Consider the following 26,272-nt stretch of genomic DNA (forward strand, 5'->3'; position numbering starts at 1 on the left):
CTAACCTCTTTTTGTGGCCCCCCATCGCCAACCGGTGTTGCTGCGGGTACCGGCCTATGTCGTGATGCCCCGCCCCCCCCGGGGGTACCGGCCGGGGCGGGGCGACACCACCCACGGGAAGACCTCATGCTTGCATTCATCCTCCGGCGCCTGCTGTCGGGCGTCATCCTGATCGCGGTGATCTCGTTCCTCGCGTTCGTCCTCCTCTTCGCGGGAGGCGGCGACATCGCCCGCCGCATCCTCGGCGAGAACGCCACCGCCGAGACCGTCGCCAAGAAGACCGAGGAGCTGGGCCTGAACCAGCCGCTGCTCGCCCAGTACGGGGAGTGGGTCACGGGCGCCCTCACCGGCAGCCTCGGCCGCAGCTGGTTCACCGGCGAGCTGGTCTCGACCAGCGTCGGCAACCGCCTCGCCGTCACCCTGTCGATCGTGATCGGCGCGACGCTCCTCTCGGCCGTCGTCGCGGTGGTCCTCGGCGTCCTCGCCGCCCGTCGCGGCGGGTGGATCGACGGAAGCGTCCAGGTCGTCTCGCTCGTGGGCTTCGCGATCCCGGGCTTCCTCATCGCGCTCGGCCTGGTGCTCGTCTTCGCGATCAACCTCGGCTGGTTCAAGGCCACCGGCTACATCCCGGTGACCACCTCGTTCGTCGGATGGCTGTCGTCGGTGACGCTGCCGATCATCGCCCTGTCGATCGGCGCCATCGCCGTCGTCGCCCAGCAGGTGCGCGGGTCGGTCATCGACGCCATGTCGCGCGACTACGTCCGCACGCTGCGCGCCCGCGGCCTCGCCACCAATGCCGTCGTCTACCGTCACGTCCTCCGCAACGCCGGAGGCCCGGCGCTCGCCGTCCTCGCGGTGCAGTTCATCGGGCTCCTCGGCGGGGCCGTGATCGTGGAGCAGGTCTTCGCCATCCCCGGCATGGGCCAGCTCACCGTCCGCGCGACGACGCTCGGCGACATCCCCGTCGTCATGGGCGTGGTGATCGCATTCGCGGTCATCGTCGTCATCGTGAACCTCCTCATCGACCTCGCCCAGGCGGCGCTGAACCCGAAGGTGCGACTCTCATGACCGCCATCGACGTCCCCCTCGACGTACCGGTCGCGCCGGTACGCGTCTCGCTCCGGCGGCGCCTGCTGCGCCGTCCGCTCGGCCTCGCCTCGCTGATCTTCCTGGTGCTGCTGGGCGTCATCGCGATCATCGGCCCGGCCATCGCCCCGCAGGACCCCAACTACGCCGACATCCGCAACGTGCTCGCACCGCCCAGCGCCGAGCACATCCTGGGCACCGACGGCAGTGGACGCGACGTGCTGTCGCGCCTGCTCGCAGCCACCCAGACGACCGTCGCCGCCGCGCTCCTCGCCCTCGCCGTCGCGCTGATCCTCGGTGTCATCAGCGGCCTCATCGCCGGCTACTACCAGGGGTGGTTCAACAGCACGGCCACCTGGGTGACCGAGCTGAACATGGCCCTGCCCGGCATCGTCGTGCTGCTCGCGGCGCGGGCGGTGCTCGGACCCTCGGTGTGGATCTCGATGTTCATCTTCGGCATCCTGCTCGCACCGGCGTTCTACCGCCTCGTGTACGCGTCGGTCACCGCGGTGCGCTCGGAGCTGTACGTCGACGCGGCCCGCGTCTCGGGCCTCAGCGACTCGCGCATCATCGCGCGCCACGTGCTGTCGGTCGTGCGGGCGCCCATCATCATCCAGGCGGCGATCATCGCCGGCATCGCGATCGCGATCCAGTCGGGGCTGGAGTTCCTCGGACTCGGCGACGTGGCGGTCCCCACGTGGGGCCAGATGCTCAACGACGGCTTCAAGAACATCTACAAGGAGCCGCTGCTCATGCTGTGGCCGTCGCTTGCGATCGCGCTCACGTGCATCGCGCTGACGCTGCTGGCCAACGTCATGCGCGACGAGCTGGAGCGCACGGTCTCGGTGCGCCGCAAGCGCCGCCGCGCGGTGGCGACCGCGACCGGATCGGTGGCCGCGGTGACGACGTCCGTCGGGCTGAGCGGCGGCGACGTCGTCGACCTCGACGAGCCGCCGATCTTCGAGAGCGCGGGCGTCATCACGCACAAGGACGACGTGCGCAGCAAGGCCTCGGAGAAGGTGCTGGAGGTCCGCGACCTCCGCGTCGGGTACGACCAGCCCGACGGCTCGCACATCGAGGTCGTCCACGGCGTCTCGCTCGACATCCGCCGGGGCGAAGTCCACGGCCTCATCGGCGAATCCGGCTCGGGCAAGACGCAGACGGCATTCGCCGTGCTGGGGCTCCTCCCCCGCGGCGGGCACGTCACGGCCGGCTCGATCCTGTACGAGGGCACCGAGCTCGCGGGCGGCGACGACCGCTCCTACGCGGGGCTGCGGGGCAAGCGCATCGGCTACATCCCGCAGGAGCCGATGTCGAACCTCGACCCCTCGTTCACGATCGGCGGCCAGCTGGTCGAGCCGTTGCGCAAGAACCTCGGGCTGTCGAAGAAGGCGGCGACCGAGCGGTCGCTCGAGCTGCTCGCCCGGGTCGGCATCCCCAACCCGAAGCGCACGTTCGACGCGTATCCGTTCGAGGTGTCGGGCGGCATGGCGCAGCGCGTGCTCATCGCAGGGGCCGTCTCGACCGACCCCGACCTCATCATCGCCGACGAGCCGACGACGGCTCTCGACGTGACGGTGCAGGCCGAGGTGCTGGATCTGCTGCGGGACCTCCAGGCCGAGCGGAACATGGCCATGCTCCTCGTGACCCACAACTTCGGCGTCGTGGCCGACCTCTGCGACCGGGTCTCGGTGATGCAGAGCGGTCGCTTCGTCGAACAGGGCCCCGTGCGCGCGATCTTCAACGACGCGCAGCATCCGTACACGAAGGCGCTGCTGGACGCGATCCTCGACGAGGGTCCCGCCCGCCCGCCGCTCGTCCTGAAGGGAGCGCGAGCATGACCACTCCGCTGACCGCCCCGCCGCGGGAGACGCCGCTGCTGGATGTCAAGGACCTCGTCGTCGAGTACCCCGGCAAGGGGTTCCGTGCGCAGCCGTTCCGGGCCCTCAAGGGCGTGTCGCTCGACATCCTTCCCGGTGAGACGGTGGGCCTCGTCGGCGAGTCGGGGTCCGGGAAGACCACGCTCGGACGCGCCGCGCTGGGGCTCGCACCGGTGACCGAGGGGTCGATCACGTACGACGGCAAGGACATCTCGCATCTCGGGCGCCAGGCGCGCCGGGCGCTGAGCTCCGAGATCCAGGTCGTCTTCCAGGACCCCTACTCGTCGCTGAACCCGTCGATGACGATCGAGCAGATCCTGATCGAGCCGCTGACCGCGGCCGGGGTCGCGACGGCCGAGGCCAAGAGCCGCGTGCGGGATCTGCTCGACCAGGTGGGCCTCCCGTCCGACGCGCGAGGGCGCCTGCCCCGCGAGTTCTCGGGCGGTCAGCGGCAGCGCGTCGCGATCGCGCGGGCGCTCGCGCTGCAGCCCCGGCTCATCGTGTGCGACGAGCCGGTCTCGGCACTCGACCTGTCGACGCAGGCGCGCGTGCTCGACCTCTTCATCGAGATCCAGGACCGCACGGGCGTCGCCTACCTGTTCGTGACGCACGACCTGGCGGTGGTGCGGCACATCTCACACCGCGTCGCCGTGATGTATCGCGGCGAGATCGTCGAGACCGGCGACGGAGACCGCGTCACCTCGCACCCCGAGCACCCCTACACGCAGCGCCTGTTCATGGCCGCGCCGGTGCCCGATCCCGACAGGCAGCAGGAGCGCCGCATCGCGCGGCGCGCTCTCCTGGACGCGGAGGCGGCCGCCGGCGCCGCCTGATGACCCGGATGCCGCGGCCCGGCCCGTCCCGTGGGTGGCGGGCCGCGGCATCCGATCCCTGATCCTCCCTTCGAGAAAGCACCCTCCCCATGACTGACACCGCCCTCCGCCCTGCCTCCGTGGCGCACCTCCAGCCGCTTCTGGAGAGGCTCACGCTCGAGCAGAAGGCCGCGCTCGTGCAGGGCGCGGACTTCTGGACCACCGTCGCCGTCCCCGAGATCGGGTTGCGCGCGATGACCCTGTCGGACGGCCCGGCCGGCGTCCGCGGTCCCCGCTGGGACGAGCGCGAGCCGTCGCTCAATCTCCCGTCGGGGTCGGCACTGGCCGCCGCGTGGGACGTCGATCTGGCGTACCGGTACGGCGCGGCCGCGGCATCCGAAGCCCGCCGCAAGGGCGTCGACGTCGTGCTGGGCCCGACGATCAACCTGCACCGCTCGCCGCTGGGCGGCCGGCACTTCGAGTGCTTCAGCGAGGACCCGGAGCTGTCGGCCGAGCTCGCGGCCGCGTACGTGCGGGGCCTGCAGGACAACGGGGTGGCCGCCACCCCCAAGCACTACGTGGCGAACGACTCCGAGACCGACCGCTTCACGGTCGACGTCCGCGTCGGCGAGCGCGCACTGCGCGAGCTCTACCTCGCCCCGTTCGAGCGTGCCGTCGAAGCGGGCGCGTGGGCGATCATGAGCTCCTACAACGCCGTCGACGGCGTCACGATGACCGAGAACGACCTGCTCGAGACGCCGCTGAACTCGGAGTGGGGCTTCGACGGGGTCGTCATCAGCGACTGGACCGCGGTGCGATCGCTCGACGCGGTGCCGGCGGCGCAGGACCTGGCCATGCCCGGCCCGGCCCCCGCCTGGGCCGATCTCGTCGAGGCGGTCCGCGACGGGCGCGTGGCGGAGGCCGACCTCGACCGCAAGGTGCTGCGCCTGCTGCTGCTCGCCGAGCGGGTCGGGGCGCTGGGCGACGCGACGCCGGTCGAGCCCGCACCCGTGGACGGGCCGGCGTTCGCCCGGCAGGCCGCGATCTCCGGCACCGTGCTGCTGCGCAACGAGGGCGTGCTGCCGTGGGATGCCGCCACCCTCGGCCGCATCGCGGTCATCGGGCAGAACGCGCGGGACGCCCGCACGCAGGGCGGCGGCAGCGCGACCGTGATCCCGGAGCGGGTCGTGTCGCCGCTCGACGCCATCCGCGCCGCAGCGCCCGGGGCCGAGGTGCGGTACGAGATCGGCGCCGTCGTCCAGGAGGGCGTCGCCGAGATCCCGCTCGCGCAGCTGCGGAACCCCGCCACGAGCGAGCCCGGGCTGCGCGTCGCCTTCTTCGACGCCGACGGCACGGAGCTGTTCGCCGAGAACCGCCGCTCCACGTCGCTGGTGTGGTTCGGCGGCGATGCGCCGATCGCGGCGAGCGCCACCGTGGTGCTGGAGACGCTGTACACCCCCGAGCACAGCGGCGACATCGAGCTGGGCTTCGCCGGCGCGAATCCCGGCAGGCTCTTCGTGGACGGCCACCTGGTGCTCGACGACGCCCCCGTCATCGAAGGCACCGATCTCGGCGCCGCATTCCTCAACCCGCCCTCGCTCACGTCCACCGTCGCCGTGACGGCCGGGCGCGAGACGGCGATCCGCGTCGAGTTCAGCCGCGCGCCCGGGGGCCCGCTCTCAGGCGCCATGAGCGCGACGCTCGGCATCGCGCCGGAGCGGACCGACGCCGATGACCTCATCGCCCGCGCCGTCGCCGAGGCCGAGGCATCCGATGTCGCCGTCGTCGTCGTCGGCACCAACTCGAAGGTCGAGTCGGAGGGCTACGACCGCACCAGCCTCGAGCTGCCCGGCCGCCAGGACGACCTCGTCCGCGCGGTGGCGGCGACCGGCACGCCCACCGTCGTCGTCGTGAACGCCGGCTCCCCCGTCGTGATGCCGTGGGCAGGTGAGGTCGGGGCCATCGTGCAGGGGTACTTCGGCGGACAGGAGTTCGGCCACGCGGTCGCCGACGTGCTCACCGGCGCCGCCGAGCCCGGCGGTCGCCTCCCCACCACCTGGCCCGCGGCCCTCGCCGACGTGCCGGTGACCGAGGTCGTCCCGACGGACGGGCGACTCGAGTACCGCGAGGGCATCCACATCGGCTACCGCGCCTGGCTGCGGGCGGATGCCGCGCCGGCATTCCCGTTCGGGCACGGCCTGGGCTACACGACCTGGTCGTGGGGTGCCGCTCAGCGCGTCGGCGACGCCCTCGAGATCACGCTCGCCAACACGGGCGACCGCGCCGGGAAGCAGGTCGTGCAGGTCTACGCCGAGCGGGCGGACTCGTCGGTCGAGCGTCCCGAGCGCTGGCTCGTGGGCTTCGCGACGGTGCACGCCGCTCCCGGCGAGACCGTGACCGCGACGATCGCTGTGCCGCCGCGACGCCTCGCCCACTGGGCGGGCGAGTGGGTCGTCGAGCCCGGCGCGTTCACGTTGCGCGCAGGCGCATCCGTCGCCGACCTCCCGCTCGCGCTGGAGTGGCCGACCGAGGGAGGGCTGGCATGAGCCTGGCGCCGCTGACCGCGGACTCCCTCGAGGGTGCGGCGGACCCGCGGCTCGCCGAGATCGTCGAGCGCCTCGACGGCTTCCTGGCGGCCGATCCCGATCTGTCGTTCCAGGTCGCGGCGTTCCATGACGGCGCACCGGTGCTCGATGCGTGGGGCGGACCGCATCTCGCCGAGGACTCCGTCATCGTGCCGTACTCGGTGACGAAGAACACCATCGGGCTGGCGGTCGGCCTCCTGGTCGAGCGCGGCGAGCTCGACCTCGACGAGCGCGTCGCGCACTACTGGCCGGAGTTCGCCGCGAAGGGCAAGGCCGGTGTCACCGTACGCCAGCTGCTCTCGCACCAGGCCGGTCTTCCGCAGGCCACGCCGGCGCTCTCGTGGGACGAGCTGCTCGACCACCACGCGGCGGCCGAGCGCCTCGCCGCGAGCCGGCCCTTCTGGCATCCCGGCGGCGCCTTCGGCTATCACGCCGTCACGATCGGCAACCTCGGAGACGAGCTGGTGTTCCGGGTGACGGGGCTCACCCTCCACGACTTCTACGAGCGGGAGATCCGCCGCCCGCACGGCATCGACTTCTTCCTCGGGCTTCCGGCCGACCAGGAGCACCGCCGCGCACCCGTGCTGCCGATGATCCAGCCGGTCTCCGACAGGACCGCCCGCGAGTACTCGGCGCTCGGTCCGGTCGTGTTCGGCGCGATGGGGGGCGACGTCGACCTCGGCAACTCGCCGCGCAGCTGGCGCTACGGGCACCCGGCGGGCTCGGGCGCCGGCACCGCCCGGGGCCTCGCCCGACTCATGGCCGCCTCGGTCACGGGCGTCGACGGCCTGCCGCCGTTCCTCGGCGCCGACACCGTCGAGCAGATCGGGCAGCAGCAGATCCGCGGCTACGACGAGGTGCTGCATCAGCATGACCGCGCTCACGCGATCGTGTTCCAGAAGCCGTCGCAGCAGCTCGCCTTCGGCGGCCCGCGCTCGTTCGGCCACGACGGCGCCGCGGGCGCCCTGGCGTGCGTCGACCCCGACACCGGCCTCGCCTTCGCGTGGACGATCGCCCGCGGGCCGTGGCCCGGCGGCGCGGACCCTCGCGCCGTCGCGCTGGCCCGCGAGCTCGGCATCCTGCTCTCGTCCTGAACCCCGCACCCGAAAGACCTTCGTGACCACGCTGTACAACCCCCTGATCAACGGCTTCCACCCCGACCCGTCGGTCGTCGAGGTCGACGGCGTCTACTACCTGGCGACCTCGACGTTCGAGTATCTGCCGGGCATTCCCATCCACCGCTCCACCGACTTCGAGACGTGGGAGCTCATCGGTCATGTCGCCACTCGTCGCGGGCAGCTCGACGTCGAGGAGGTGCCGACCGCCGGCGGTGCGTGGGCACCCACGATCCGGCACCGCGACGGCGTGTTCCACCTCGTGATCACCGACGCGATGGGACGCGGGATGCTGCACTTCACCGCACCCGACGCCGCAGGTCCGTGGAGCGACGGGGACCTGCTGCGGAAGGCCGACGGCTCGGCGAGCCTCGACGGCATCGACCCCGACATCGCGTGGGATGCCGACGGCAGCGCGTACATCACGTACTCAGGGCTCCTCCTGAGCGGCGCGGAGATCGGGACGCACCTCGGCATCCAGCAGGTGAGAGTCGACCTCGGCACCCACCGTGCACTCGAGGAGCCGCGGTCGCTCTGGTCGGGTACCGGTGGCGGATTCCCCGAGGCACCCCATCTCTACGAGGTCGGCGGGCGCTGGTACCTCATGATCGCCGAGGGCGGCACCGAGCGCGGTCACGGCATCTCGATCGCGCGGGGCGACTCGCCGGAAGGCCCGTTCGAGGCGGCGCCGCAGAACCCGCTCGTGTCGGCGCGCTCCACCACTAGGCCGATCCAGAACACCGGCCACGGCGACCTGGTCGTGGGCCCCGGCGGGCAGTGGCTGTGCGTGCTGCTCGGCGTACGCCCCCGGAGCATGACGCGGGCGTTCTCGGCCCTGGGCCGCGAGACGTTCGTCACGCCGGTGCGGTGGGAGTCCGACGGCTGGCCGGCGATCGACCCGGTGCTGCTGAACCCCCGTCCCGGCACACGCACGGAGGTGACGTTCTCGCCGGGCGCCGAGCTCGACGGCGAGTGGATCGCGGTAAGGGCACTGCCCTCCGACCACGGCGATCTCCGGTCCCGCCCCGGCTGGCTCACTCTTCGCGGCGACGGCTCGACGCTCGACGACCCTCGCCCGGTGTTCATCGGACGCCGCCAGGAGCACCTCACCAGCACGATCACGGTCCGGATGGACGCCTCATCCGGCGTGGGCGGACTCGCGGTGCGCTACGACGAACGGTTCCATGTCGAGCTCGAGGCGGCATCCGACACCATCACGGCGCGCGCGGTCGTCGGCGGGCTGGTCCAGACGTGGGTGCACCCCTACTCCGGCGGTGTCGTCGAGCTGCATCTGGACTCGCTTCCGCCCACCCACGCACCCGGGCAGACGGAGCAGCTGCTCGGCGACGAGGCGGGCGGCGGCCTGCCCCGCACGAGCGATGTCATCCATCTCGGGGCGACCATCGACGGCGAGCGCGTGCAGCTGGCCGAGGTCGACGGGCGCTTCCTGTCGTCGGAGACGACGGAGTCGTTCACGGGCAGGGTCGTCGGCGTCTATGCCGTCGACGGCGTCGTGGCCGTGTCGAGCTGGACCGCCGAGGGACACGACGACTGATCGCACGCACCTGCGCGGAGTGATCAGCGGACGGTGAGGATCACCCGCTGGAAGGCCTTCAGCGGCGCCGGGGCGTCGTCGACCGCTTCGGCGATGACGTGGATGGTGTCGCCGGGTCGCGCGCCGGCCGGGATCGACACCTCTGCGGTCGCCCCCCGCGGGGCGACCGCCGCCTCGTGGTCGCAGGTCCCGACCTCGTCGTAGACCCACCACCGCACGGTCACGCCGTCCCCGTCGGGGTCCGCGACGGATGCCGTGAGCGTCAGCTGCTCCCCGGGCGCGACGTCACGGTCGATCCCGCCGTCGACCGACAGTCGAGGGTGATGGTTCGCCTCGTCGTAGGTCGAGACGGTCCACCGCAGCCGGGCGGCGAAGTCGGCCTGGGCGTCGGCGAACCAGCGCACCACCGACCCCTCGTCTCCCGAGGGGCCGCTCGACGCCCAGTCTCCGGATCCCGGCGTGAACGCGGCATCCACCAGGCCCCAGGTGTCGGTTCCCTCGCCGGTGCGGACATATCGACCGCCCCACCCGCCGTACGACGGATGCTCGTGCGCCCGCAGGCCCGGGACGAGGAGGTTCAGCATGTTCGTGGTGTCGCCCTCGGAGATCCACTCCCCGGCCGCCTGCGGCTCCATCCACACCTGGTATCCCTGAGCGCGCAGCTCGTCGGCCGACAGCCCCGAGAGGTGGAAATAGTCGGTCATGTCGCCGGGCACCATCTGCCGACCGTCGCCCCACACGCGGTAGAGCCCGCCGAGCGGGCCGACGCCGGCGACGTTCTCGCGCATCCACTCGGCGCTCAGCAGGCGCTGGTCGTCGGGGCGGATGGTCTTGCGGGCCATGTAGCCCCACGCCAGCGTCGCCACCTCGATCACCCGGATGCCTGGCCACACGGGCGCGATGTACTCGTCGTAGGTTCCGTCCTGCGACGCGAACTTCGTGATGACGGCCTTGGCCGAGACGGCCGCATGCACGGCCTCCCACTCATCGGTGCCGCGGAACCGCTCCTCGATCGACATGAGGGCCCGCGCGACGGTGCTCGGCCCCGCCCACAGCTGCAGATACACCGGGCCCGGCCGGTCGTCCAGCAGAACGTCGGCGATCAACTGCGACCCCGGCGTTTCGGCCGACGTGTCCCCCTCGAAGTCGATGTTCCCGTCGCGGATCACCGCGCGCAGCGCCTCGGGTGCGGGGTAGCGCGGATCGTGCTGTCGCAGGTTCTCGTACACCTCGGCGTAGGCGTCGACGGCATCGTCGATGAAGCGCTCGCCGGGCGCCCAGCGCCAGGAGGTCTGCTTCTGGTCGTACTCCCGATCGGGGAGGAAGAACTCGGTCCCCCGCCCGTCTCCTCGCCAGTGGAAGCGGCTGGAGGCGTAGACGAGTCCCTCGACCTCCACCTCGTTGCTGTACAGCAGGAAGCGGATCATCGAGTTGAGATCGTCGAGTTCGGGATCGGCCGTGACGATGGTGCGCGGGCGCGGGATGGTCGAGACGACCGGCTCGAGGGCGGTCATGCGGTCACCTCCGCGGCATCCGACCCCGCCTGCCACCGGCTGAACTCCGCGAGCTTGAGGAAGAAGTCCTCGAACATCAGTCGCGTGTCCACCCACGTGTACACGCGCATGGGACGCGCGCCGGGCACGTCGATATACGCGCCGTCGTCGCCGATCCGCGGCGTGGGCCGTGCGACGTACCGGCTCGACGCGGGGTCGGGTTCGAAGACGGACTGCAGCGCGCTCAGCAGCACGAGCGGCGAGTCGCCCAGGGCGTACGTCTCGGCGGCGCCGCCCGCGAACGAGCCCACCATGCGCATCACGTGGGCGACCTCGTCGTAGAGGTGGCGGCCGAGCGGCCCGGTCGCCGCGACGCGCAGCCGCAGCTCGGCGTCGGACACCAGGCACTGGCGGTACACGTCGCGCGGCACCTGCCAGACCGGGATCCCGGAGTCGCCGAACACGACCTGCGCCGCGGTCACGTCGATGAGCAGGTTGTACTCGATCGGCATCGCGCCCGGGGGCGGCACGGCGAGGCCGTCGTGCTCGGCGCCGCCGATCCACACGAGGGTCAGCCGATCGGCGATCCGCGGTTCGCGCAGCCACGCCGAGGCGAGGTCGGTGAGGCCGCCGCCGGCGAGATAGAACAGCGGCGAGTCGACGTCCTCGCGCAGCGCCTCGGCGATGATCGCATCGACCGCGGGAGCCGGCTGCGGCGTGCCGCCGTCGGTCAGCGGCACGTTCGAACCCTGGACGATGACGTCGACGGATTCCAGTCCCATGCGCGCGAAGACGTCGCGTGCCACGGCCACGGCGTTGCGGGCCTGCTCGGCGCTGGGGTCGAACGGATCGTCCGGCCGCAGGTGCGACGCCACGACGAGGCGGACCTCGGCGCTCGGCGACAGCAGGTGGTGCACGAGCTGGTAGAGGTCGTCGGGGTCCCCCGAGAAATCGTTGTCGAGGATCACCCTCGCGCGCGGCGCGCCGAGCGGAGGGATCGCCTGCCACGGCGTCTCGCCGAGTCGCCAGGAGAGGCCCGCACGGGCGGCCTCGGTGTCGGCCGGTGTCGGCACCTTCGTCATCGTCGACTCCTCATCGCGGGCGCGGGAACGGCGAAATCGTACCACCGGTTGACCAATTTCCTTGTTCCGCGGCCGTCATCATGGCTGCACGGGATATCGGCCCTGCGGCGTCGGCGAACGAGGTCAACCCAGCCCGCCGGTGGCGGCGGCGGTCACCACGACGGCGAGCGCGACGCACCCGCTGAGGCCGACGAAGACAGCCAGGAGCGCCAGCAGTCCGCCCCCCGGCAGCGGGGCGCGGTCGCCTCGGGCGAGGAGCAGCTGGACTGTTCGCCGGCCCCGCCGCCGCGACACGACCCAGAGGGCCCCCGCGAAGACGAGGCCGGCTGCGCCCACCAGGATCCACCACGGGTCGGAGAACGCCACGGGAAGCAGCCGCATCGCCACGAGCGACCCCACGCCGACCGCGAGGGCCGTCCGCCGCCAGGCGAGCTCGGTGCGCTCCGGCTGCAGACCGGGGTCGAAGAGTCCCGTCATCGCAGCAGGATGGCCAGCAGCACGAGGAGACCGGCGGCGGTCACCGCGATGGCCAGCACGACGCCCAACAGCGAGCTGGGAAGCGGACGACCCGTCCGCAGCGCCCGCTCGGCGCGAGACCATCCCACCCACGCCAGCGCGGGCGTGAGCACTCCCGCGACCACCAGCACGAGCGACGCCGCCAGGCGCAGCCCGGGGTGCAGCTCCAGCCCGAGCAGCTCGAGGGCGACGCCGCCCGCGATCAGCGCGAGAGCCGTGCGGATCCACGCCAAGAAGGTGCGCTCGTTGGCGAGGGTGAACCGGGCGTCCGGTTCGGATCCCTGCCCGAAGACGGATGCCGGGAACCGGCGCTCCCCGCTCATGCGGCGACCGTCCGGAAGCCGGCATTGCCCATCGAGGAGTCGGGGGTGTTCTGCGAGCGTGCCGAGTTGCGGTAGCGGTTGCAGTACGAGATGTGGCACAGGTAGCTGCCGCCGCGGAGCACCCGCGCGCCGCCGCGGTCGGGGCCGCGCGGATCGACTGCCGCGGCCTCGGTGTACGTGCGCGGCGAGAACCAGTCGGCGCACCACTCCCACACGTTGCCCACAGGCTGCCACAGCCCGTATCCGTTGCGATCGAAGGTCTTCGCGGGCGCCGTCGCGAGGTAGCCGTCGTCCAGGGTGTTGACCCCGGGGAACTCGCCCTGCCAGATGTTCGCGCGCCAGCCGCCCGCGTCGACCTCCTCGTCCCCCCACGGATACTTCGCGCCGTCGAGGCCGCCGCGGGCCGCGTACTCCCACTCCGCCTCGGTCGGCAGCCTGCGTCCCGCCCAGGCGCAGTACGCCTGCGCGTCGTTCCAGCTGACGTGCACGACGGGGTGATCGCCGAGGCCGTCGAGCGTCGAGCCGCTGCCGCCCGGATGCGCCCAGTCGGCCCCGCGCACGCCGAGCCACCACGGCGTGCCTGCCGCCGACCCCATCACGTCCGACGCCGGCGCCTGCACGGCGAGGTGGAACACCGCACTGAACCCGAACGTCTCCGCCTCGGTGCGGTACCCGGTGTCGTCGACGAACCGCGCGAAGTCGTCGTTGGTGACGGTCGTGGCGTCGATCGCGAACGCGCGCAGCGCGACGCGATGGAGCGGCACCTCGCCGTCACCGGGGTTGCGATCCCCCGACGAGTCGCCCATCGTGAACTCTCCCGCCGGGACGGCGACCTGTTCCACGGCGTGACGTGCCGGGTTCACGGCCGCCGCGGGCGCGGCATCCGTCCGCCCGATCCGCACGAACTGGGCGCGCGCCGGAGCCCCGCACGCGCACGACGGTCCGCAGTCGCCCTGATCGCCTTCCATGTCCCCATTCTTCCGTCAGCGGGCGAAGACACGCCTCACCCGCTCGCGTCGGGCCGGCTCATCGCCGAAGCGGACCGTCAGGGCGAGGCTTCGGCGGCGAGCCGCTGGGAGGCGGTCGCCATATGGGTCGCCATGGCCGAGGCCGCGGCATCCTCGTCGCCCGCTTCGATGGCGCGGAACACGGCGCCGTGCTCGTCGATGGCCGCGCGGGCCTCGGCCTCGTCGTGCACCGCCCGGTCGGCGTAGACCTGGAGCAGCGACCGCACGACGTGCAGCAGGTCCACGAGCGTGTCGTTGCCCGCCGCGGAGGCCAGCGCGTTGTGGAACTCCAGGTCGGCGCGGGCGAAGGCCTTGAGATCGCCGGTGCCGCGCTGCATGCGCTCCAGTGAGCCCGACAGCGCGCGCAGATCGGATGCCGCGGCTCTGCCGGCCGCGAGCCGGGCGACGTAGATCTCCAGCCCGGAGCGCAGCTCCAGCAGCTCGGCGGTGTTCTTGCGGCCGATGAGGAGCCCCCAGCGCAGCGTCTGCGGCAGGAGTTCGCTCGCGGTGCCGCGCAGGTAGGTCCCGGAGCCCGGGCGGACGTCGACGATGCCGAGGATCTCCAGAGCGGCCAGCGCCTCGCGCACCGCCGACCTCCCCACCCCCAGGGTCGCAGCGAGCTGGCGCTCCGGAGGAAGGCGGGTGCCGGCCTCGAGGTCGCCGGTGGTGAAGAGGTCCATCAGACGCCGCGCCACCTCCGACACCGGCGTGCCGCTCGGAAGCGCGCCGAGCGCGGCGGTGATCTCCGCGGAGCGGTCGTCGGGGTACGCGGGCATGCGAACAACTTACGGCAGTCCGCGCAGGTCCGACATTGCATTCGGTCAACCGGTTTGCCAGACTAGCCCCGGGCGACGCAGGTCGCCCTTCTCGCGACCACGTGAGAAAACGTTTCCTGAATGCTCGACGACGAGAGGCTATGACGATGGAGTTCCGGAACAGGAACCTGGCGGCGGCAACGGCGGGAGTGGGGCTGGCCGCCCTGATCGGACTGACGGGGTGTGCGTCCTCGACGGCGCCCTCCAGCGCCGACCCCACCCTCGACCCCGACGAGGAGGTGTCGATCTCGTTCACCTTCTGGGGCAACGACGTCCGCGCCGAGCTCTACAACGAGGCGATCGAGGTGTTCGAGGACCAGCACCCCAACATCGACGTCCAGATCCTTTTCCTCTCGCCGAACGACTACTGGGAGAAGCGCCAGATCGAAGCCAGCGGCAACGGGCTCCCCGACGTGGTGACGATGGATCTCGCTTACATCCGCCAGTACTCGCAGGGCGGCTCGCTGCTCGACCTCGAGCCGTACCTCGGCACCATCATCCAGACCGACCCGATCGAGCCGTCCGTGCTCGGCGCCGGGGTGGTCGACGGGGTCACCACCGCCGTGCCGATCTCGACGAACGCCTGGTCGATGTTCATGAACACGACGGTCCTCGACGAGATCGGCGTCGACCCGTTCGCCGGCGGCACGTGGGGCGAGTACTACGAATGGGTCGCCGAGGTGAGCGACGCAGCGAAGGCGGCCGGCGTGGAGGACGTGTGGGGCGGCGTGGACCCGAGCTCGCGCTTCGTGAACTTCGAGATGCAGCTGCGCGCCGAGGGCGAGGAGCTCTTCGACGACGAGGGCAACCCGGGCTTCGACGAGGAGCGGCTCACGGAGTACTGGGAAGAGGGGGCCGAGGTGCGCGACAACGGCCAGTTCGTCCCGCAGCAGCGGATCGCCGAGGTGCAGCCGATGACCGCGTTCGACAGCGGTCTGAGCGCGAGCGACACGCAGACCGACAACTTCCTCGCCGGCTACCTCGCGAACCTCGGCGAGGGCAACGAGGTGACCTTGCAGGCTCCGCCGCTGTCGGTCGAGGGCGCGAAGGACCTCTACCTCAAGGCATCGCAGATGTACTCGATCGCCGCGAACTCCGAGCACCCCGCCGCAGCCGCCACGCTCATCGACTTCCTCATCAACTCGCCGGAGTCGGGCGAGATCTTCGGCACCAACCGAGGACTGCCGGCCTCGGCGACGGCACGCGAAGCCGCCGAGCTCGACCCGGTCAGCCAGGACATCGTGGACTACGAGGCGTCGATCGCCGACCGCCTCGGCGACGCCCCGCCGGCGCCGATCGTCGGCTACGGCTCGCTGCACGAGAAGTTCCGCGAGCTGACCGAGGAGCTGAACTTCGGCACGCTGACGGTCGACCAGGCCGTCGACCAGTTCTTCGCCGAGATGGACGTCGTGCTGGGCCAGTAGCACGCGTGCGGGCCGGCGACCTCGGTCGCCGGCCCGCCGTCCTGTCCGCACCGTCCACCGGAGGAGCTCCCGCCCATGTCCTCAACCTCACCGCAGACTGGAACGGCCGATCCCGGCCGCTCCGACGCCCGCCCGAGCCTCGGCATCCAGGGTCCGGTCGTCGCCTTCCACGACCCGTGGGCGGGGCCGGCCTCCGACGAGATCATGCGCACCGGGACCGGCATCCCGATCCCGTCGCAGGATCCCCCTCCGACACCGCAGGAGTTCGTGTCGGCGCTCGAGGACCTCGGCGCGGAGTTCTACGTGCATCACGTCATCCCGACGAAGCACGACCACGACGCGCTGTTCCGCGATCTCGCGGCGGCCGGGATCGATATCGTGCTCGGCAACGAGTACGGCAACATCAACGGTCCGTACGCCGAGGGCACGAACCGCTACGACGTGCCGGCGGCGGTGATCCGCGCGGCGGCCGAGACCGGTCGGCTGGCCGGCGTGCTGTACGACGAGCCGGAGCACCTCCAGATCCACGCGGACCAGTACCGCCGGGACGACCACCTCCCCCACTTCGGCCGGACCGACGGGCTCACCGCGGAGGAGTCGGTCGCGGTGATCGACCGCACCGTGCGCGGGCTGGTGCGCGACGTCCGGGAGGCCTCGGAGTCCGGCGGCCGTGCGGCGCCGGTCCTCGCCGAGCAGGTCTTCCCGGTGATGTTCCACACGCTCGCCCGGGCCGGGATGACGCCGGCCCCGAAGGTGATGAAGGAATCGTTCCAGCCGCTCCAGCTCGGAACCGCCCTCGGAGCGGCCCTGCAGTACGGCCGCGACCTGTGGGTGTGCGCCGACCTGTGGGGGCCGGACGTCGGCCCCTGGCCCACGCGCGCCCCCGGCTTCCCCGGCCATTCACCCGCGGAGTTCGCGTCCGCACTGCGACTGGCCTACTTCTTCGCCCCGACGAGGCTGTTCGTGGAGAACATCGACGTGCTCGTGCGGCACCGGGGCGGCGGCCGCTTCGAGCGGACCGCGCACGGCGAGGTGTGGCGCGAGTTCGTGCGCGACTTCGTGCCGCGGCATCCGCTGCGCTGGAGCCACCGCGACGCCCGCGCCGACATCGCCCTCGTGCACGCCGACGACAGCGACTTCGGGCGCGGCGAGCGACCCTTCGGCAATCGCGCGGCCACCGCGCCGGCGACCTCGCGCAGCGTCTTCGCCGCATGGCATGCGCTCAGTCATGGGCAGATCCCCGACCACGGCAGCTGCCTCCACATCCCCGGCTACGACTTCCCCCGCCACCGGCTGAACGGCATCCCGCGATCGGAGTTCCCCCTCCCCAGCGGCGCGCCCGAGCAGACGCACATGCACGGCCTCTTCCAGGCGGCGCGCGGCGTCCTCGTGTTCGACGAGAACGTCCGCGCGGACCAGCTCGCCGACGCGCGGCTCGTGGTGGTCGCGGGGAGCCGCCTGCCCGGCGCCACGCTCGACGCGCTTTCGGTCCGGGCGCGGGCCGGCGCGACGGTGCTCATCGCCGCCTGGCTGTGCGATCCCGCGCGGTCCGGCTCGATGCGGATGGGCGACGGGCAGTGGCTCGTCTACGACGCCCTGGACGACCCCGCCGCCCAGGCGGCCATCGCGGCGCATGCCGGGCCGCCGGACCTGTGGACGCAGCGCTTCGCCGACATCGAGCTGCGGATCCGTCCCGGGAGCCCCGACGGCGAGACGCTCGAGTTCGAGATCGCGGACGCCGGCGCCGGCCGGTCCTGACGTCGTGGCATCCGCCGTTTGCAATTGGTCAACCGGTTTGCCACAATGGACGCCGAGTAACCTCGATCATCGTCGATAGCAGGAGTCACTGTGGACCAGACCCAGACCACCACCGACGCGCCACCGGTGGCGCGGTCAGCCATCCGCAAGGTGTCGATGCGCCTCGTGCCGTTCGTGGCGCTGATGTTCTTCATCAACTACCTCGACCGCACCGCCATCGGCTTCGCCGCCCCCAACGGCATGAACGAGGACCTCGCGCTCAGCGCCGCGCAGTTCGGCTTCGCGTCGGGCGTCTTCTTCATCGGCTACATCCTGCTCGAGGTGCCCTCGAACCTGGCGCTGCACAGGTTCGGCGCCCGCCGCTGGCTCTCGCGCATCATGGTGAGCTGGGGCATCGTCGCGCTGCTGTTCACGTGGGTGCAGAACTTCGAGCAGCTCGTGGTGCTGCGGTTCCTGCTGGGTGTCGCCGAGGCGGGATTCTTCCCGGGCGCGATCCTCTTCCTCAGCCTGTGGGTGCCCGCGCAGTACCGCGGCCGCGTCCTCATGCTCTTCTACCTGGCCCAGCCGCTGACCACGGTGATCGGCGCCCCGCTCGCCGGCTGGCTCATCCAGCAGCACGAGGTCTTCTTCGGGCTCGAGGGCTGGCGCTTCATGTTCTTCGGCGTGGCGATCCCGGCGATCGTGGTCGGTGTCATCGCGTGGTTCTACCTCAAGGACAAGCCGGCCGACGCGAAGTGGCTGACCCGCGAGGAGCAGGTCTGGCTCACCGACGCACTCGACCGCGAGAAGGCTGCGACCCAGAAGAAGGAGCACGGCCACGTGTCGGCGCGCTTCGCCTTCAAGAGCGGTCGCGTGTGGGTGCTGTCGTTCATCTACTTCGGGTTCATCTACGGCCTGTACGCGCTGGCCTTCTTCCTGCCCACGATCATCGAGGGCTTCCAGGCGCAGACCGGCCAGACCTTCGACACGCTCCAGAAGGGCCTCATCACCGCCATCCCGTACCTGCCGGCCGCGATCGTCATGTACTTCTGGTCGCGGGACGCCTCGCGGCGCGGCCTGAAGACCTGGCACATCGCCGGTCCCGCGATCGCCGGTGCGGTCAGCATCCCGCTCGCCCTGTTCGCCGGCTCGCCCGCTGCCACGATCGCGGTCATCACCGTCACCGCGTGCGCGATCTTCGCCGCCCTCCCTAACTTCTGGACCCTGCCGACGCGCTTCCTCACCGGCGCTGCGGCCGCTGCCGGCGTCGCCCTCATCAACACGATCGGCAACCTGGCCGGCTTCTCGGCGCCGTTCGTCACCGGTGCCGTGCGCGACTGGACCGGCGGCTACGAGGTCCCGATGTTCATCGTGGGCTTCGTCATGCTCGTGTCGGCCGTGCTCATGGTGCTGCTCTCCCGCAGCAACCGCATCACCCCGGTCACGGTGGACGACGAGGACGACACCGTCTCCGGCGCCGACACCGTCGGCGTCGCCGGGACCGCGAAGGGCGACGTGCGATGACGCGTCTGTGGAACGAGCCGGCGGACTTCGCCGACGAGATGATCGACGGCTTCGTCGCGGCCAACGGCCGCCACGTGCGCCGCGTGCCCGGCGGAGTCGTGCGCAGCACGACGTCGCCGGCCGGCCAGGTCGCGGTCGTCGTCGGCGGCGGCTCGGGCCACTACCCCGCGTTCGGGGGGCTCGTCGGTCCGGGGCTCGCGCATGGCGCGGCGATGGGCAACCTGTTCGCCTCGCCCTCGACGCAGCAGGTGTACGCGGTGGCCAAGGCCGCCGAGGCCGGCGGTGGCGTGCTCTTCAGCTACGGCAACTACGCCGGAGACGTGCTGAACTTCGACGCGGCTCAGGAGCGGCTGCGCTCGGAGGGCATCGCGTGCGAGACGGTCACCGTCACCGACGACATCTTCAGCGCGACCCCGGACGAGAAGCACAAGCGGCGCGGCATCGCGGGCGACCTGACCGTGTTCCGCATCGCGGCGGCGGCGGCCGAGGCGGGCGCGGACCTCGCCGAGGTGACGCGGCTGGCCCGGCTGGCCAATGAGCGCACGCGCTCGTTCGGCGTCGCGTTCACCGGCTGCACGCTGCCCGGCGCCGAGCAGCCGCTGTTCACCGTCCCGGAGGGGCGGATGGCGGTCGGCCTGGGCATCCACGGCGAGCCGGGCATCGACGAGACCGACATCCCCACCGCCGACGGCCTGGCAGAGCTCCTGGTCGAGAAGCTGCTGGCCGAGGTGCCCGACGGCGTCGAGGTCGACGGCGCCCGCGTGGTGCCGATCCTCAACGGCCTGGGGTCGCTGAAGTACGAGGAGATGTTCGTCGTCTACCGGCGCGTCGCCCAGCTGCTCGAGGGTGCCGGCCTGGAGCTGGTCGACCCGCACGTCGGCGAGTACTGCACGAGCTTCGACATGGCGGGCACGTCGCTGACCCTGTTCTGGCTGGACGACGAGCTGGCGCAGCTGTGGGAGACCGCGGTGGACACGCCCTCGTACCGTCGCGGCTCCGTCGCCCCGCAGGAGCGGGCAGCGGTGACGGATGCCGCGGCCGACGCCGCCGAGATCCCCGACGCCGACGAGCCGTCGCGCGCCGTCGCCCGGACGGTGCTGGCCGCGGTGCGCACCATCGCCCAGACCGTCGACGCGCACGTCGACGAGCTCGGCCGCCTCGACGCGATCGCCGGCGACGGCGACCACGGCATCGGCATGCAGCGCGGCTCGCACGCCGCGCTTGCTGCGGCGACCGCCGCGGTCGAGGCCGGCGCCGGCGCGCAGACGACCCTCGCCCACGCCGCCGACGCATGGTCCGATCGGGCCGGAGGCACCTCCGGCGCGCTGTGGGGCCTCATCCTCGACGCGGTCGCCCGGGCGCTCGGCGACCAGGGCCGGCCTGACCCCGCCGCGATCGCCGCTGGTGTGGCCGCCGGCTCGCGCGGGGTCACCGACTACGGCAAGGCCGAGGTCGGCGACAAGACGCTCGTCGACGCGCTCGTGCCCTTCAGCTCGACGCTGAGCCAGGCCGTCGACGCCGGCGCCTCCCTGACCGACGCGTGGCGGACGGCAGCGGATGCCGCGACCCGCGCCGCGCAGGCGACGGCGGACCTCCTCCCCCGCATGGGCCGCGCTCGCACGCACGGCCAGAACAGCGTGGGAACCCCCGACCCGGGCGCGATCTCGCTCGCGCTCATCGTGACCGCCGTGGGCGAAATGCTCGCGGACCAGAACTCAGTGAAGGAGAACGCCAATGGCTGAGCCCCTGCGCATCGTGATCGGCTGCGACGACGCCGGTTACGACTACAAGGAGATCCTCAAGAAGGACCTCGAGGACAACCCCGGCGTCGCCCTGGTGACCGATGTGGGCGTGGACGCCGACGGGCACACGCCCTACCCGACGGTCGCCATCGAGGCCGCCCAGCAGGTCGCGAACGGCGACGCCGACCGCGCGCTGCTGATCTGCGGCACGGGCCTGGGCGTCGCGATCGCCGCGAACAAGGTGCCGGGCATCCGGGCCGTCACCGCCCACGACTCGTACTCGGTCGAGCGGGGCGTGCTGTCCAACAACGCGCAGGTGCTCACCATGGGCCAGCGGGTCGTCGGCATCGAGCTCGCCCGCCGCCTGGTGCGCGAATGGCTGACCTACCGCTTCGACACCACGTCGGCCTCGGCCGACAAGGTGGCCGTCATCGACCGGTTCGAGACCACGGGCTCCTGCTGATGCCGCAGGTCACGGTCGGGGTGAGCCTGAAGACGTACTTCGGGCACGAGCGGGCGCGCGCGTGGTTCGCCGACGTGGCGCAGCGCGCGGCCGCCCACCCCGCCGTGGCCGCGGGCGACGTGCGGTTCTTCGTCATCCCGACCTACGTGCAGATCCCCGCCGCCCTCGCCGCGTTCTCCGACACCCCGGTGCTGGTGGGCGCACAGGACGTCTCGGAGTTCCCGTCCGGCCCCTACACCGGCGAGGTGACCGCCGCCGAGCTCGCCGAGGTCGGCGTGGCCGTCGCCGAGATCGGTCACGCCGAACGGCGCCGGCTGTTCGACGAGACCGACACCGTCACGGCCGCCAAGGCCGCCGCCGCGCTCAGCCACGGCATCACCCCGGTGCTGTGCATCGGAGAGGCCGAGCGCCTGGGCAGCCCCGCCGCCGCGCTCGCGAACGTCGAACAGCTCGCCGCGAACCTCGAGGACGTGCCCGCCGGACCCGTCATCGTGGCCTACGAGCCGGTGTGGGCGATCGGGGCTGCGGAGCCAGCGCCCGACGAGCACATCGCCACCGTCACCCGCGCCCTCCGCGGCGCGCTCGACGCCGATCCCGCCCGGGCGGGCAGCGTCGTCATCTACGGCGGCTCCGCCGGTCCCGGCCTGCTCACCCGCCTCGCGGGCAGTGTCGACGGCCTGTTCCTCGGCCGCTTCGCGCATGACCCCGACGCGCTCGTCGCGGTGCTCGACGAGGCATCCGCCCTCGCCGCCTCGCGGTCGCGGTCGGAGGGCGACGCATGATCGGGCTGGGCACGTACGCGTTCTTCTGGCAGCACTCCGACCGGGTGCCCCGCCCGCTGTCGCTCGTCGGTGCGTTCGAGGCGACCAGACAGCTCGGCGTCGGCCTGTTCCAGATCTGCGACTACGCGCCGCTGGAGCAGATGGACGACGCGGAGCTGACGGATGCCGCAGCCGCCGCCCGCGACCTCGGCATCGCGATCGAGCTCGGCACGAAGGGCATCGAGCCCGACCGGCTCGCCCGCTTCCTCGACCTCGCCGGCGTCTTCGACGCCCGCCTCGTACGCAGCATGCTCTACTCGCCCGACACCCGCCCGACCCTGCCCCAGGCCGAGGAGTGGCTGCGTGCGGCACTGCCGGCGTACGAGGCATCCGCCGTCGATCTCGCCCTCGAGACGTACGAGCAGGTCTCGACCGCCGACCTGGTGGATCTCGTCGCCGGCATCGGCAGCGAACGGCTCGGGATCTGCCTCGACCCGGCCAACGTCGTCGCGCGCCTCGAGCTGCCGCGCGACTGCGTCGAGCGGACGGCGGCGCACGTCAAGAACGTGCACGTGAAGGACTTCGCGTTCGCCCGCCAGCCCGGCTGGGTCGGCTTCACCTACGGCGGCGCGCCCATGGGCGAGGGGCTGCACGACTACCTCCACCTGCTCGAGACCGTCCGCCCGCGAGAGCGCGGCGTCAACGAGATCGTCGAGCACTGGCTGTCCTGGCAGACGGACGCCGAGACCACCATCCGGATCGAGCGGGAATGGACCCGCCGAACCATCGAACACCTGAGGAGCACGTCATGAGCACGACCGCTGCGAACACCAGCACCGCCACCTACAAGATCGCCGTCGTCGGAGCCGGCGGGAAGATGGGCATGCGCGTGTCAAACAACCTCGTCAAGACCGACCACACCGTCTGGTACGTCGAGAACTCGCCCGCCGGTCGCCAGCGCACGCTGGACGCCGGACGGGAGTTGACGGATGCCGCCACCGCCGTCGCCGACGCCGACATCGTCGTGCTGGCCGTGCCGGACCTCGCCCTGGGCCCGGTCACCGCCGACCTCGTGCCGCAGCTGAAGTCCGGCGCGATCGTGCTGACGCTCGACCCCGCCGCCGCGTACGCGGGCCTGCTCACCACCCGCGACGACGTCGTCCAGGCCGTCGCGCACCCCTGCCACCCCTCGGTGTTCCTCGAGCGCACCACCAAGGAGGAGTGGGCCGACACGTTCGGCGGCATCGCCGCCCCGCAGGATGCGATCGCCGCCGTCGAGAGCGACGACCCCGCGCACAAGGAGATCGTCGAGGCCACCGTGCGCGCGATCTACGCCCCCGTCATCGACGTCCACTTCGTCACCGTCAAGCAGCTCGCGCAGCTCGAGCCCACCCTCGTCGAGACCGTCGCCTGCATGATCGGCTCGCTCCTCAACGAGGCCCTCGACGAGGCGATCAACACCATGGGGGTTCCCGAGGCCGCCGCCCGCAGCATCCTGTACGGCCACACCCAGGTGGCCCTCGCCAACGGCCTGCGCGGCGACAACCCGTTCTCGGACGCCTGCCTCATCGCCATGGACTACGGCCGCGAGTCGATCATCAAGGAGGACTGGAAGAAGATCTTCCGCGACGACGAGCTCGACAAGAACCTCGCGCGCATGCTCCACCTCGACCACATCGAGCGCTGACGTGGGGCAGCTCGAAGGCAAGACCGCACTGATCACCGGCGCGGCGCTCGGCATCGGCCTCGCCGTCGCGACCCGGTTCGCCCGTGAGGGCGCGCGGGTCGTCCTCGCCGATCGCAACGGCGACGGGGCCGCGGCCGCGGCCGCCGAGATCGGCGAGCACGCCCGAGCGGTCACGATGGACATCTCGGACGAGGATGCCGTCGCCGCGGCGTTCGCCGAGGTCGAGGCGGCCGGCTGGGCGCCCGACGTCGTCGTGGCCAACGCCGGCGTGCAGCTGTTCGGGCAGGACGCGCAGGCGGCCGAGCTCGACCTGGACGTGTGGCGCCGCACGATCGACATCAACCTGACCGGGACGTTCCTGACGGTCAAGCACGCGGTGCGCTCGATGCTGCCGCGCGGCGGCGGGTCGATCATCCTGACCGGGAGCCCCACCGGCGTGAACGGCGAGGGCAAGGACTTCACCGCCTACAGCGCGTCGAAGGCGGGCATCCACGGCCTGGGCCGCACGGTCGCCGCCGCGTACGCCGACCGCGGCATCCGCGTGAACACGGTGCAGCCGGCGTACACCGAGACGCCGCTGGTCGCCGCCATCAGCGAGGACCCCGCGTCGCGGGCGGCGATCATCGGCCGCATCCCGCTCGGCCGGGCCGGCACGCCCGACGACGTCGCGGGCATCATGGTGTACCTCGCGAGCGACGACGGCGCGTTCGCCACGGGTGCGCTCTTCTCCGTCGACGGCGGGATGACCACGATCTGACCCGCGGAAGCGGGATCGCGACGAAGATGGGGCGCATGGCAGACGTGTGGAAGGGTGAGCCGGCACGGTCATGGCGGAGCGGCCGGTGGTCGCTGGAGCTGCGCGACGACGAGTTCGCCGACATCGCCTGCGACGGCGTCGTGGTGCTGCGGTCGGTGCGCGCGGTCGTCCGGGACCGCAACTGGGACACCGCGGGGCTCGTCGTCGACCGCGTCGACGAGTCCGGCATCGCCCTCACGCTGCACGTGCACTCGGAGGGGCTCGGGTCCGACCTGCGCGGCATCGTGCGGGCCGAGATCCGCGGACCGGGCAGGCTGCGGCTGCTGACGGACCTGGAGTCGGCTACCGCCTTCGCCACGAACCGCACCGGACTGGTGGTGCTGCACCCACCGGGGCTGGCCGGCGCCGCGCTCGAGGTGCGCCACTCCGGGGGGACGGTGGAGCACTCCCGCTACCCCGTCGCCATCAGCCCGCACCAGCCGGCGTTCGACATCGCGGGGCTGGCGTGGTCGCACGAGGGCCTCGACGTCGACCTGCGATTCGCCGGCGACGTGTTCGAGATGGAGGATCAGCGCAACTGGACGGATGCCTCGTACAAGACGTACAGCCGTCCGCTCGCGCTCCCCTTCCCCTACGAACTGGCCGCCGGCGAGCGGATCGTCCAGACCGTCGACGTCTCGGTGTCGGGGACGCCCACCGCCGGGGCCGGTGACGAGGTCGCCCGCATCCGCCTGGAGGACGGCCCGGCGATGCCCGCCATCGCGGTGTCCGCCGCCACGGCGCCCGACCCGGCGCCGTCCGGGCTTGCGGTGTCGCCCGACGCCGCGCCGTCCGGGCCGGACGGCTCGCCGGGGGCCGGCGCGTGGCCCGCCGCGGTGCTGGTGGAGCTCGACCTCGCCACCCGAACCTGGCAGGCCGCGCTCGGCCGGGCCGCGGCATCCGCTCTCCCCCTCGATGTGCGGTTCGTGCTCGCCGAGGACGACCCGACCAGCATCGACGAGGCCGTCTTCGCGCTGCACGACCTGCCGGTGGCACGTGTCACCGCGTTCTGGCCCACCGGGCCCGCCCGGCACGTCTCGGACCTCGAGGCGATCGGGCTGCTGCGCCACGCCCTCACCGAGGCCGGCGTGGATGCGCCGATCGTCGGCGGGGTCCGCTCGCACTTCACCGAGCTCAATCGCGAGCACCACCGCCTGCCGAGGCGGCTGGACGGCGTCGTGTTCAGCAGCACCCCGCTCTTCCACAGCCTGAGCACGGCCCAGCTGGTGGAGTCCGTGCCGATGCAGCGGCTCGTGGCGACCCAGGCCGTCGAGCTGGCGGGCGGACCGCCGGTGCACATCGGGCCGATCTCGCTGCGCCCGCACTTCAACGACGTCGCCACGACGCCCCCGCCGACACCCGAGCACGACGACCTGCGCGACGGCTACGGCTCGGCGCTGATCGACGCGGCGGACCCGCGGCAGTCCGCCCCGGAGCTCGCCGCGTGGACGGTGGCCAGCGCCGCCGCCCTCGCCGTCCCTGGCGTGGCGACGCTCGCGTACTTCGAGGAGTGGGGGCCGCGCGGCGTCCGCACGGCCGACGGCACCGCGCTCCCCGCGTTCGCCGCGGTCTCGGCGCTCGCCGCACTGGCGGGGACGCCCGGGCTGCGCGGCGACTCCCCCGACGGCCTCGTCTGGGCCCTCGGCGCCCGCACCGGCGCCGGCGGCGCGGAGGCGGGCGGCGCGGCGGGCCGCGACGGCGTCACCGTCCTCGTCGCCAACCTCGACGATCGTCCGCGACGGGTCGAGGTGACTCTCCCCGACGGCGCGACCCGCACCGCCGACGTCCCTCCCACGTCCTTCCTCACGCTCTGACTCCGCCGGCCCCACCGCCCGCCCCCGGCCCCCGATCCCTGCTGTTCACGACGAG

The 26,272-nt window shown here is 72.2% G+C and carries 22 protein-coding genes; 16 read left to right on the top strand and 6 right to left on the bottom strand.

The genetic code is table 11. The features are described 5' to 3' along the window. The first annotated feature begins 126 nt into the window (after window positions 1-126). From ACFRAL_RS11260 to ACFRAL_RS11285, 6 genes are all read left to right on the top strand, one after another. Window positions 127-1,068, top strand: a complete 942-nt coding sequence (locus ACFRAL_RS11260; RefSeq protein ID WP_336394517.1) for an ABC transporter permease — start codon at window positions 127-129, stop codon at window positions 1,066-1,068. Beyond that, on the top strand, window positions 1,065-2,927 hold the full coding sequence (locus ACFRAL_RS11265; protein ID WP_336394516.1) for a dipeptide/oligopeptide/nickel ABC transporter permease/ATP-binding protein: 1,863 nt from the start codon (window positions 1,065-1,067) through the stop codon (window positions 2,925-2,927). The genes ACFRAL_RS11260 and ACFRAL_RS11265 overlap by 4 nt, the downstream gene beginning before the upstream one ends. Then, on the top strand, window positions 2,924-3,799 hold the full coding sequence (locus ACFRAL_RS11270; RefSeq protein WP_378882842.1) for an ATP-binding cassette domain-containing protein: 876 nt from the start codon (window positions 2,924-2,926) through the stop codon (window positions 3,797-3,799). The genes ACFRAL_RS11265 and ACFRAL_RS11270 overlap by 4 nt, the downstream gene beginning before the upstream one ends. A gap of 89 nt (window positions 3,800-3,888) precedes the next feature. Next, window positions 3,889-6,324: a beta-glucosidase gene (locus ACFRAL_RS11275; protein ID WP_378882845.1), complete on the top strand. Its 2,436-nt coding sequence runs from the start codon at window positions 3,889-3,891 to the stop codon at window positions 6,322-6,324. After that, window positions 6,321-7,457 carry a serine hydrolase domain-containing protein gene (locus ACFRAL_RS11280; RefSeq protein WP_336394513.1) on the top strand — a complete coding sequence of 379 codons (1,137 nt, stop codon included), beginning with the start codon at window positions 6,321-6,323 and terminating at the stop codon, window positions 7,455-7,457. The genes ACFRAL_RS11275 and ACFRAL_RS11280 overlap by 4 nt, the downstream gene beginning before the upstream one ends. 22 nt (window positions 7,458-7,479) lie before the next feature. Then, window positions 7,480-9,033: a family 43 glycosylhydrolase gene (locus ACFRAL_RS11285; protein WP_378882847.1), complete on the top strand. Its 1,554-nt coding sequence runs from the start codon at window positions 7,480-7,482 to the stop codon at window positions 9,031-9,033. Between the two features lie 23 nt (window positions 9,034-9,056). Here ACFRAL_RS11285 and ACFRAL_RS11290 read toward each other — a convergent pair whose 3' ends face one another. The 6 genes from ACFRAL_RS11290 to ACFRAL_RS11315 all read right to left on the bottom strand — a co-directional run bounded on the left by ACFRAL_RS11290 (window position 9,057) and on the right by ACFRAL_RS11315 (window position 14,230). Beyond that, window positions 9,057-10,547: a nucleoside hydrolase-like domain-containing protein gene (locus tag ACFRAL_RS11290; protein WP_378882850.1), complete on the bottom strand. Its 1,491-nt coding sequence runs from the start codon at window positions 10,545-10,547 to the stop codon at window positions 9,057-9,059. Next, window positions 10,544-11,608, bottom strand: coding sequence for a nucleoside hydrolase (locus tag ACFRAL_RS11295; protein WP_378882853.1), 1,065 nt, complete (start codon window positions 11,606-11,608; stop codon window positions 10,544-10,546). Before ACFRAL_RS11295 ends, ACFRAL_RS11290 begins: the two co-directional genes overlap by 4 nt. A gap of 123 nt (window positions 11,609-11,731) precedes the next feature. Then, entirely contained in the window at window positions 11,732-12,085 is a 354-nt protein-coding gene (locus ACFRAL_RS11300; protein WP_378882856.1) for a DUF202 domain-containing protein, read from the bottom strand. Next, complete coding sequence (locus ACFRAL_RS11305) at window positions 12,082-12,447, bottom strand: DUF202 domain-containing protein (protein WP_336394508.1); 366 nt, start codon at window positions 12,445-12,447, stop codon at window positions 12,082-12,084. The genes ACFRAL_RS11300 and ACFRAL_RS11305 overlap by 4 nt, the downstream gene beginning before the upstream one ends. Then, window positions 12,444-13,415, bottom strand: a complete 972-nt coding sequence (locus tag ACFRAL_RS11310; RefSeq protein WP_378882860.1) for a formylglycine-generating enzyme family protein — start codon at window positions 13,413-13,415, stop codon at window positions 12,444-12,446. The genes ACFRAL_RS11305 and ACFRAL_RS11310 overlap by 4 nt, the downstream gene beginning before the upstream one ends. Before the next feature lie 77 nt (window positions 13,416-13,492). Further along, the gene (locus ACFRAL_RS11315; protein WP_378882863.1) at window positions 13,493-14,230 is read right to left on the bottom strand and encodes a FadR/GntR family transcriptional regulator; all 738 of its coding nucleotides are present in this window, start codon (window positions 14,228-14,230) and stop codon (window positions 13,493-13,495) included. Between the two features lie 146 nt (window positions 14,231-14,376). On the opposite strand from ACFRAL_RS11315, the gene ACFRAL_RS11320 reads away from it, so the two are divergent. The 10 genes from ACFRAL_RS11320 (at window position 14,377) to ACFRAL_RS11365 (ending at window position 26,217) form a co-directional block, all read left to right on the top strand. Beyond that, window positions 14,377-15,693, top strand: a complete 1,317-nt coding sequence (locus ACFRAL_RS11320) for an ABC transporter substrate-binding protein (RefSeq protein ID WP_378882866.1) — start codon at window positions 14,377-14,379, stop codon at window positions 15,691-15,693. A 75-nt stretch (window positions 15,694-15,768) separates the two neighbouring features. After that, complete coding sequence (locus tag ACFRAL_RS11325) at window positions 15,769-17,451, top strand: hypothetical protein (RefSeq protein ID WP_378882869.1); 1,683 nt, start codon at window positions 15,769-15,771, stop codon at window positions 17,449-17,451. A 90-nt stretch (window positions 17,452-17,541) separates the two neighbouring features. Further along, a complete protein-coding gene (locus ACFRAL_RS11330) occupies window positions 17,542-18,954 on the top strand; it encodes an MFS transporter (RefSeq protein WP_378882872.1) in 1,413 nt (470 codons plus the stop codon). Beyond that, window positions 18,951-20,696 carry a dihydroxyacetone kinase family protein gene (locus ACFRAL_RS11335; protein WP_378882875.1) on the top strand — a complete coding sequence of 582 codons (1,746 nt, stop codon included), beginning with the start codon at window positions 18,951-18,953 and terminating at the stop codon, window positions 20,694-20,696. The genes ACFRAL_RS11330 and ACFRAL_RS11335 overlap by 4 nt, the downstream gene beginning before the upstream one ends. Next, window positions 20,689-21,159 carry a ribose-5-phosphate isomerase gene (locus tag ACFRAL_RS11340; RefSeq protein WP_336394501.1) on the top strand — a complete coding sequence of 157 codons (471 nt, stop codon included), beginning with the start codon at window positions 20,689-20,691 and terminating at the stop codon, window positions 21,157-21,159. The genes ACFRAL_RS11335 and ACFRAL_RS11340 overlap by 8 nt, the downstream gene beginning before the upstream one ends. After that, window positions 21,159-21,941 (top strand): triose-phosphate isomerase family protein, encoded by a 783-nt coding sequence (locus ACFRAL_RS11345; RefSeq protein WP_336394500.1) that lies wholly within the window; start codon window positions 21,159-21,161, stop codon window positions 21,939-21,941. The genes ACFRAL_RS11340 and ACFRAL_RS11345 overlap by 1 nt, the downstream gene beginning before the upstream one ends. After that, the gene (locus ACFRAL_RS11350; protein WP_378882880.1) at window positions 21,938-22,732 is read left to right on the top strand and encodes a sugar phosphate isomerase/epimerase family protein; all 795 of its coding nucleotides are present in this window, start codon (window positions 21,938-21,940) and stop codon (window positions 22,730-22,732) included. Before ACFRAL_RS11345 ends, ACFRAL_RS11350 begins: the two co-directional genes overlap by 4 nt. Next, the gene (locus ACFRAL_RS11355; RefSeq protein WP_336394498.1) at window positions 22,729-23,607 is read left to right on the top strand and encodes a phosphogluconate dehydrogenase C-terminal domain-containing protein; all 879 of its coding nucleotides are present in this window, start codon (window positions 22,729-22,731) and stop codon (window positions 23,605-23,607) included. The genes ACFRAL_RS11350 and ACFRAL_RS11355 overlap by 4 nt, the downstream gene beginning before the upstream one ends. A 1-nt stretch (window position 23,608) precedes the next feature. Further along, complete coding sequence (locus ACFRAL_RS11360; protein WP_336394497.1) at window positions 23,609-24,364, top strand: SDR family NAD(P)-dependent oxidoreductase; 756 nt, start codon at window positions 23,609-23,611, stop codon at window positions 24,362-24,364. Window positions 24,365-24,399: 35 nt separating this feature from the next. Further along, window positions 24,400-26,217, top strand: a complete 1,818-nt coding sequence (locus ACFRAL_RS11365) for a hypothetical protein (RefSeq protein WP_378882884.1) — start codon at window positions 24,400-24,402, stop codon at window positions 26,215-26,217. Window positions 26,218-26,272 lie beyond the last annotated feature (55 nt).

Origin of the sequence: Microbacterium sp. NPDC056736 (assembly GCF_042790415.1) — a bacterium.
Classification (GTDB): domain Bacteria; phylum Actinomycetota; class Actinomycetes; order Actinomycetales; family Microbacteriaceae; genus Microbacterium.